Source organism: Anoxybacillus sp. FSL W8-0382 (assembly GCF_038003845.1).
Classification (GTDB): domain Bacteria; phylum Bacillota; class Bacilli; order Bacillales; family Anoxybacillaceae; genus Anoxybacillus; species Anoxybacillus flavithermus_G.
In genome coordinates, this window is record NZ_JBBOPX010000001.1 from 80,659 (window position 1) to 87,500 (window position 6,842).

The 6,842-nt window shown below is 41.3% G+C and carries 9 protein-coding genes (1 of these 9 running past the window's edge); all 9 read left to right on the forward strand.

Annotated elements, in window-relative coordinates; translation table 11 throughout:
* Positions 1 to 30: 30 nt before the first annotated feature.
* On the forward strand, positions 31 to 957 hold the full coding sequence (gene cysK, locus NSS60_RS00410) for a cysteine synthase A (RefSeq protein ID WP_339172207.1): 927 nt from the start codon (positions 31 to 33) through the stop codon (positions 955 to 957).
* A gap of 120 nt (positions 958 to 1,077) precedes the next feature.
* Complete coding sequence (gene trpE, locus NSS60_RS00415) at positions 1,078 to 2,478, forward strand: anthranilate synthase component I (RefSeq protein ID WP_339174200.1); 1,401 nt, start codon at positions 1,078 to 1,080, stop codon at positions 2,476 to 2,478.
* 5 nt (positions 2,479 to 2,483) lie between these two features.
* Entirely contained in the window at positions 2,484 to 3,059 is a 576-nt protein-coding gene (gene pabA, locus NSS60_RS00420; protein ID WP_064214527.1) for an aminodeoxychorismate/anthranilate synthase component II, read from the forward strand.
* 6 nt (positions 3,060 to 3,065) lie between these two features.
* Positions 3,066 to 3,935 carry an aminodeoxychorismate lyase gene (gene pabC / locus NSS60_RS00425; RefSeq protein WP_004888601.1) on the forward strand — a complete coding sequence of 290 codons (870 nt, stop codon included), beginning with the start codon at positions 3,066 to 3,068 and terminating at the stop codon, positions 3,933 to 3,935.
* A complete protein-coding gene (folP, locus tag NSS60_RS00430) occupies positions 3,935 to 4,768 on the forward strand; it encodes a dihydropteroate synthase (protein ID WP_064214528.1) in 834 nt (277 codons plus the stop codon). The genes pabC and folP overlap by 1 nt, the downstream gene beginning before the upstream one ends.
* Complete coding sequence (gene folB / locus NSS60_RS00435; protein WP_004888607.1) at positions 4,758 to 5,120, forward strand: dihydroneopterin aldolase; 363 nt, start codon at positions 4,758 to 4,760, stop codon at positions 5,118 to 5,120. Before folP ends, folB begins: the two co-directional genes overlap by 11 nt.
* Positions 5,121 to 5,122: 2 nt before the next feature.
* A complete protein-coding gene (gene folK / locus NSS60_RS00440) occupies positions 5,123 to 5,653 on the forward strand; it encodes a 2-amino-4-hydroxy-6-hydroxymethyldihydropteridine diphosphokinase (RefSeq protein ID WP_064214529.1) in 531 nt (176 codons plus the stop codon).
* Entirely contained in the window at positions 5,653 to 6,654 is a 1,002-nt protein-coding gene (gene dusB, locus NSS60_RS00445; RefSeq protein WP_004888612.1) for a tRNA dihydrouridine synthase DusB, read from the forward strand. The genes folK and dusB overlap by 1 nt, the downstream gene beginning before the upstream one ends.
* 66 nt (positions 6,655 to 6,720) lie before the next feature.
* On the forward strand, positions 6,721 to 6,842 hold the 5' end (the start) of the coding sequence (lysS, locus tag NSS60_RS00450) for a lysine--tRNA ligase (protein WP_004888614.1). The gene runs 1,363 nt beyond the window's last position; only the first 122 of its 1,485 coding nucleotides appear in the window; the start codon lies at positions 6,721 to 6,723; its stop codon lies off the right edge, out of view.

The window sequence follows — 6,842 nt, forward strand, 5'->3', positions numbered from 1 at the left end:
TAAAAATACTCGGGATTAGAGGTGGATGAAATGGCACGTGTAGTACAATCTATTACAGAGTTAATTGGTCAAACACCGGTAGTTAAATTAAACCGCATTGTTGATCACGATAGCGCAGATGTATACTTGAAGCTAGAGTTTATGAACCCAGGAAGCAGCGTGAAAGATCGTATTGCGCTAGCGATGATTGAAGCAGCCGAGAAAGCAGGGAAAATTCAGCCTGGTGACACGATCATTGAACCGACAAGCGGAAATACGGGAATTGGTTTAGCGATGGTTGCTGCTGCGAAAGGATATAAAGCGATTTTTGTTATGCCTGATACGATGAGTTTAGAGCGCCGCAACTTGCTTCGCGCTTACGGGGCAGAGCTTGTGCTGACGCCAGGAAGTGAAGGAATGCGAGGTGCGATTCAAAAAGCAGAGCAGCTCGCACAAGAGCACGGCTATTTTATGCCGCAACAATTTAAAAACGAAGCGAACCCAGAAGTACATCGTTTAACAACAGGAAAAGAAATTGTTGAGCAAATGGGCGATCAACTCGATGCATTTGTGGCCGGAATTGGAACAGGTGGAACGATTACAGGAGCAGGAGAAGTGTTGCGTCAAGCGTATCCAAACATTAAAATTTATGCTGTTGAACCAGCAGACTCTCCAGTGCTTTCCGGCGGAAAACCAGGTCCACATAAAATTCAAGGAATTGGAGCCGGCTTCGTTCCTGATATTTTAAATACATCCATTTATGATGAAGTCGTTACTGTAAAGACAGAAGAAGCGTTTGCAGCTGCTCGTCTAGCTGCTCGTCAAGAAGGGATTTTAGGTGGTATTTCATCAGGTGCAGCCATTCATGTCGCGTTACAAGTAGCGAAAAAATTAGGAAAAGGAAAGAAAGTGTTAGCGATTATTCCAAGTAACGGTGAACGTTACTTGAGCACACCGTTATATCAATTTGAAGAATAATTCGGCAAGGACATTCTTGCCGAATTTTTTTTCGTGATTGTTTCTACATGTTCGTTGTACAATAAGCGTATGGATTGATGAAGAGGGGGGACATCTTTGAACAAACAAAGGCGACGAACAATGATCAAAAAGATCACATACGCACAACGTGATTGGTTTTCGCAATATAAAGCATTATCGCGAAAACAGTTGCACCATGTTTTGCTTGAAAGTGGGCGAGACGGCCGGTATAGCATAATCGGTTTACAACCATTTGCAGTCGTTATTGGTAAAGATGATAAATTGACGGTTTGGCAGAAGCATCGTACAGAAACGTTTGAAGGGAATATATTGCAATCGCTAAAGAAATGGTTCCGTCAGTGGGAAATAGAAAAATTAGAAGAAGGGCCAGATTTTCAAGGTGGAGCAATTGGCTATATCAGTTACGATTGCGTTCGCTATATTGAAAAGCTTCCTTCGATTGCATGTGATGACTTAAATATGCCTGATTTATATTTTTTAGTATTTGATGATGTGTTCGTATATGATCATCATGCATCTTTTCTTTATTTCATCACTCATTATGTAGAAGGAGAAGAGCAACAAGCGAACGAACGTCTCGAGCGATACGAACAACTATGGACAACTGATTTTTCCGACGTTTCCCGCCCGTTTATTCCGAACTACGAAAAAGAAGAAGCGGTGTCAATGAGTGAAGAACAGTTTATGGAAGCTGTCAAAAAGGTGCGCACGTATATTGCGCAAGGCGATGTCTTTCAAGTGAACTTGTCTGTACGACAATCGAAACGGTTACTTACACATCCGTTTACGATTTATGAAAAATTGCGCACATTAAATCCATCACCGTATATGGCGTATATGCATTTCCCTGAATTTCAAATCGTAAGCGGTTCTCCGGAGCTACTTGTGAAAAAGAAAGGAAAGTATGTAAGTACGCGTCCGATCGCAGGAACACGCTCACGTGGCAAAACGATTCAAGAAGATGATCAAATTGCCCAATCATTATTAGCAAATGAAAAAGAACGTGCCGAACATTTAATGCTCGTCGATCTAGAGCGGAATGACCTTGGACGTGTATGTGCATATGGAACGGTAAAAGTGGATGAGTTTATGGTCATTGAAAAATATTCTCATGTCATGCATCTTGTCTCCCATGTTTCTGGGCAGCTCGCGGAAGGAAAAGATGCATTTGATGTTATATCAGCCGTTTTTCCAGGTGGAACAATCACAGGGGCACCAAAAGTACGAACGATGGAAATAATTGAAGAGCTAGAGCCTGTTCGACGTGGCATCTACACTGGTTCAATCGGGTGGATTGGATTTGATGGTGATATGGAGTTGAACATTGCAATTCGGACAATGATTGCAAAAGATGGTCTTGCGTATGTGCAAGCAGGAGCAGGGATTGTCATTGATTCACAACCGGAACATGAGTATAAAGAATGTTTAAAGAAAGCATTTGCGTTATGGAAAGCAAAAGAGTTGAGTGAAGAAGAGTATGTACAATTAAGCATGAGGTGAGCCAAATGATTTTAATGATTGATAACTATGATTCATTTACGTATAACCTCGTTCAATATTTAGGGCAATTAGGGGAAGAATTAATTGTTAAACGAAACGATGAGATAACGATTGCTCAAATTGAACAACTTCACCCCCACTTTTTGATGATTTCACCTGGTCCTTGCAGTCCGAATGAAGCGGGTATTAGCATGGCAGCCATTGAATATTTCGCAGGGAAAATCCCGATTTTTGGTGTATGTCTTGGCCATCAGTCGATTGCCCAAGTGTTTGGTGGAGAAGTTGTTCAGGCCGAACGTTTAATGCATGGCAAAACATCGTCGATTTTTCATGATGGCAAGACGATTTTTACTCAAATTCCCAACCCCTTTACAGCCACGCGTTATCATTCATTAATTGTAAAAAGGGAAACATTGCCCGATTGTTTTGATATCTCTGCGTGGACAGATGAAGGAGAAATTATGGCCATTCGCCATAAAACGCTGCCGATTGAGGGGGTTCAATTTCATCCTGAGTCGATCATGACGGAATATGGTTTAGACATGCTTAAAAATTTTATTACATTATACAAACGAAAGTGATGTTGCATGTTTATTTATATCAATGGGCAAATCGTAAAAAAGGAAGAGGCACGCATTTCCGCGTTTGACCACGGGTTTATGTATGGACTCGGTTTATTTGAAACGTTTCGCGTATATGATGGACATCCTTTTTTGCTTGATGATCACTTAACGCGCCTTCACGATGGGTTAAATATGTTAAACATCTCGTTTTTTATAACGCGGGACGAAGTGATGCATATTCTCTCCCGACTGTTGGAGGCAAACGGTTATCGCGATGCATATGTGCGTTTAAATATATCGGCTGGTGTTGGTGATGTGGGGTTACAAGTGGATAAATACACAGCGCCAACGGTTATTATGTACATGAAACCTGTTCCGACGTTTGCAGAGGAAAAAGTTTGCCAAACGTTACGAATAAGAAGAAATACACCAGAAGGGTATATCCGTTTGAAGTCACACCATTATTTGAACAATATTTTAGGTAAGTGGGAAATCGGCAAAGATGCACACGTGGAAGGTATTTTCCTTACACAAGACGGATTTGTCGCAGAGGGAATTGTTTCTAACGTTTTTTGGGTGAAAGATGGCATCGTGTATACTCCTTCAGTAGAAACCGGTATTTTAAACGGTATAACGCGATTGTTTGTGATCGATTTGTTGCGCTCGTGGGGTGTTCGTGTGAGAGAAGGATTTTACTCGCTACAACAACTGAAAGAAGCAGATGAAATATTTTTAACAAACTCCATTCAAGAAATCGTGCCGGTTTGTCGATTGGATGGTGATATATATCCCGGGAAATGTGGGGAAATGACGAGCCGTCTCCAACGTGCGTACGCCTTTTTTACTACACATTTATGGACAAGGTATGAAAGAAAGGACGGGTACGTTCATTGATGGATGTTATATATTGTGGAACATATAAGTTAGACTTGCGAAAGAATACGATTATTATGGGCATTTTAAATGCCACTCCTGACTCCTTTTCTGATGGCGGAAAATATAATCATGTAGAGCAGGCTGTTGAGCGTGCGAAGCAACTTGTCGCTGAAGGAGCACATATCATTGATATTGGGGGAGAATCCACTCGCCCTGGAGCCGAAAAAGTATCACTTGAAGAAGAATTGCGTCGCGTCATCCCGATTGTAGAAGCGGTTGCTAAAGCGGTGAATGTACCCATTTCGATTGATACGTATAAAGCAGAAGTAGCTAAACAAGCCATTGAAGCGGGCGCGACAGTGATTAACGACGTTTGGGGAGCAAAGGCAGATTCCAATATGGCTCAAGTAGCCGCTTACTATGGTGTACCTATTGTATTAATGCATAATCGTTACGATCGCCATTATAAAGATCTCATTTTGGACATGATGAACGATTTAAAAGAAAGTATTGATATAGTCAAACAAGCTGGTGTGAAAGACGAACAAATTATTATCGATCCAGGGATCGGGTTTGCTAAAACAGTAGAGCATAACTTGGAAGTGATGCGTCGGTTGGATGAATTTTCGGTTCTCGGGTATCCGATCTTGTTAGGAACATCGCGAAAATCATTTATCGGACATGTGCTTGATTTACCCGTTCATGAACGAGTAGAAGGGACAGGAGCAACAGTTTGCCTCGGCATTGCAAAAGGAGTGCACATTGTTCGTGTGCACGATGTTTTACCGATTGCTCGAATGGCTAAAATGATGGATGCGATGCTTGGAAAAGGTGAAGAAAATGCGGGATAAAATTTACATTAGTCAAATGGAATTTTACGGTTATCATGGGGTGTTTCCGGAGGAGAATAAACTCGGCCAACGTTTTTATGTTGACGTCACAATCGAAACGAACTTACAAAGAGCTGGCATTACTGATGATTTGAGCGAAACGATTAATTACGCGCATATATACGACATATGTCAAAGCATCGTTGAAGGCAAGCCTTTTAGACTTATTGAAGCGGTAGCAGAGCAGATTGCTGAGCAAATTTTATCCGCGTATGAAACAGCGTCATCGTGTACAGTGAAGGTGACAAAGCCTAATCCACCAATTAAAGGTCATTATGCTTATGTGGCGGTTGAAATTACGAGAGGACGTTAGAAATGGAACATATTTCTTATATTGCGTTAGGATCAAACATAGGGGATCGCTTTGCATATTTGCTTCAAGCAGTGAAAGCGTTACATGACCATGAATGTATTTCTGTTTTAGCGACATCTTCCGTTTATGAAACAGATCCCGTTGGATATGTCGATCAAGATTGTTTTTTAAATATGGTTATCAAAGTGGCTACATCATTATCTCCGTTTGCTTTACTAGCAGTAACGATGGATATTGAAAAACAGTTTGGCCGCAAACGAGAAGTTCGTTGGGGGCCAAGGACGTTAGACCTTGACATTTTGCTATATAATCATGAAAATATTGAGACAGAACAACTTATTATTCCGCATCCGCGTATGTTTGAACGGGCGTTTGTATTAATCCCGTTGTTTGAAATAGATGAATCTTTAATTATTCCATCTGTTCAACGTCCTTTACGTTCGTATGTGGAGCAGTTATCGGACAAGGGTGTTCGTATATGGAAAAGCCGCGAAGAAGTGGAAGAACAATTATTGGGAAAGGAGGGGATTTGATGTTTAAAATCGGAAATGTACAAATTAATAACCCTGTTGTACTTGCACCGATGGCAGGGGTATGTAATTCAGCATTTCGTCTAACTGTAAAGGAGTTTGGTGCAGGACTTGTTTGTGCAGAGATGGTTAGCGATAAAGCGATTTTATTTAATAACCCAAAAACAATGGGCATGCTTTATATTGACGAGCGTGAAAAACCATTGAGTTTGCAAATTTTTGGTGGGGAAAAAGAGACGCTTGTACAAGCCGCTAAATATGTAGATCAACATACGAACGCCGATATTATCGATATTAACATGGGATGCCCTGTTCCGAAAATTACGAAGTGTGACGCGGGAGCAAAGTGGTTGTTAGATCCAAATAAAATTTACGACATGGTAGCCGCCGTCGTCGATGCGGTGGAGAAGCCTGTCACAGTAAAAATGCGAATCGGTTGGGATGAAAATCATATTTATGCTGTCGAAAACGCTCAGGCGGTAGAACGGGCAGGTGGACAAGCGGTTGCTGTTCATGGCCGAACGCGCGTACAAATGTATGAAGGAAAAGCGGATTGGAACGTCATTAAGCAAGTGAAAGAAGCGGTTCGTATCCCCGTTATCGGTAACGGTGATGTCCAGACCCCTCAAGATGCTAAACGAATGTTAGAACAAACAGGCGTCGATGGCGTCATGATTGGGCGTGCTGCTCTCGGTAATCCATGGATGATTTATCGTACCGTTCGTTATTTAGAAACGGGTGAACTTATCCCGGAACCGTCTGTACGTGAAAAAATCGAAGTGTGTATTTTACATTTGGATCGTTTAATCGCTTTGAAAAATGAATATATCGCTGTAAAAGAGATGCGTAAACATGCCGCTTGGTATTTAAAAGGTATTCGTGGAAATGCCAAAGTTCGCAATGCGATAAATGAATGTCAGACGCGTGATGAACTCGTGACGTTGCTTATGAGTTTTGTGGAGGAAGTTGAAGCAAAAGAACAACATGTTGTCATAGAATCGTAAAACATACTGTCAGCTCATGCTGGCAGTATTTCTTAAAAAATAAACGGTTATTGGAGTGAATTCGTTATGTCGCATGAGGAATTAAATGATCAGCTATTAGTTCGTCGTGAAAAGTTACATAAGTTGCGTGAAAAAGGGATCGATCCATTTGGAAAACGGTTCGAACGCACACATAAAGCAGAAGAACT